Origin of the sequence: Sphingomonas sp. FUKUSWIS1, from assembly GCF_000733135.1 — a bacterium.
Lineage (GTDB): Bacteria > Pseudomonadota > Alphaproteobacteria > Sphingomonadales > Sphingomonadaceae > Sphingomonas > Sphingomonas aerolata.
Genome location: NZ_JPJC01000278.1, coordinates 1 through 1,471, shown reverse-complemented (window position 1 = coordinate 1,471; position 1,471 = coordinate 1). Strand labels below are relative to the sequence as shown.

The following is a 1,471-nucleotide window of genomic DNA, read 5'->3' as shown; positions in this document are numbered from 1 at the left end:
CTGCCCGCCGATGCGAGCGCCGAGGATGTGCAGAACATCGTCTACGAGATCGGCAAGACCGGCGGGTTCGAGACCCTGCGCGACTGGTTCAAGGCGCTGTACGAGACGCTGCTCGGCTCCGAACAGGGGCCGCGCATGGGCAGTTTCATCGCGCTGTACGGGATCGACAATTCGCGCAAGCTGATCGCGGAGGCGCTCGCCCGCCCCGCTGCCTGACACTCCTTACGAGGGTATACCCGATGCGCATGTTCTTCGACGACCGGCAGCGGGCGCATGCGCCGACGCAGGAGCTGCACAATGGCGGCTTCACGACCTATGCGGAGATGCCCGCGCGGGTCGATGCGATCCTGGCGGCGCTGGGGCCGGTCGAAACGCCGGCGGATCGCGGCGAGGCGCCGATCCTCGCGGTGCATTCGGCGGCCTATGTCGCGTTCCTGAAAGACGCGGCGCGGTTGTGGCGCGAGGCGGGGCGGACGGGGGATGCGATACCCTATGCGTTTCCGATCCGCGCGCGGCGGCCGCTCGACCTGACGCGGATCGATGCGCTGATCGGCGCGCACAGCTTTGACGCAACGACGCCGATCACCCCCGACAGCTGGACCGCCTCCTATGGCAGCGCGCAGTCGGCGCTGGCCGCGACGCACGCGGTGCTGGAGGGCGACCGCGCGGCGTTCGCGCTGTGCCGGCCGCCCGGCCATCATGCGGGCGCGGACTATTGCGGCGGCTATTGCCATCTCAACACCGCGGCGATCGCGGCGCAGGCGGCACGCGACGCGGGTGTCGCGCGCGTCGCGATCCTCGACATCGACTATCATCACGGCAACGGCACGCAGGACATCTTCTACGACCGCAGCGATGTGTTCTACGCTTCGGTCCATGCCGATCCGCGGACCGACTATCCCTTCTTCTGGGGGCATGCGGACGAGACGGGGGACGGCGACGGTCTGGGCGCGACGCTCAACCTGCCTTTGCCCCACGGCACAACGATCGACGCGTTTCGCACGGCGCAGACGACCGCGCTCGACGCGATCGCGACGTTCGATCCGGGTCTGCTCGTCGTCAGCTTCGGCGCGGATACGTGGGAGGGGGATCCGATCTCGCATTTCGCGCTGACCACGCCCGATTATGCGGTGCTGGCGCGCGATATCGCGGCGCGCGGCTGGCCGACTGCGATCGTCATGGAGGGCGGCTATGCGGTCGATGCGCTCGGCCACAATGTCGACAGCTTCCTGCGGGGATTCTGACATTTCAGGGACGGGTATCGCGGCGGGGACGCCGGCCTATCGCGGGCTGACGCTGGCGATGTTGTTCGCGGGGTTCTCGACCTTCTCACTACTCTATTCGGTGCAACCCCTGCTGCCGTCGTTCGCCGCGCAGTTCGGGCTCAGCGCGGAGGCGGCGTCGCTCGCGGTCTCGCTGGCAACCGGGCCGCTCGCGATCGGGATCCTGTTCGCAGGGGCCGTGTCCGACC

1 protein-coding gene and 2 pseudogenes are annotated in these 1,471 nt (G+C 68.6%); all 3 read left to right on the top strand.

The window, feature by feature from the left end:
- Window positions 1-216: pseudogene (gene lysK, locus sphsw_RS20695) on the top strand (lysine--tRNA ligase); the annotation flags it as partial.
- A gap of 23 nt (window positions 217-239) precedes the next feature.
- On the top strand, window positions 240-1,244 hold the full coding sequence (locus tag sphsw_RS17710; protein WP_031441774.1) for a histone deacetylase family protein: 1,005 nt from the start codon (window positions 240-242) through the stop codon (window positions 1,242-1,244).
- Window positions 1,216-1,471: pseudogene (locus sphsw_RS19080) on the top strand (MFS transporter); the annotation flags it as partial. The gene sphsw_RS17710 and the pseudogene sphsw_RS19080, both read left to right, overlap by 29 nt.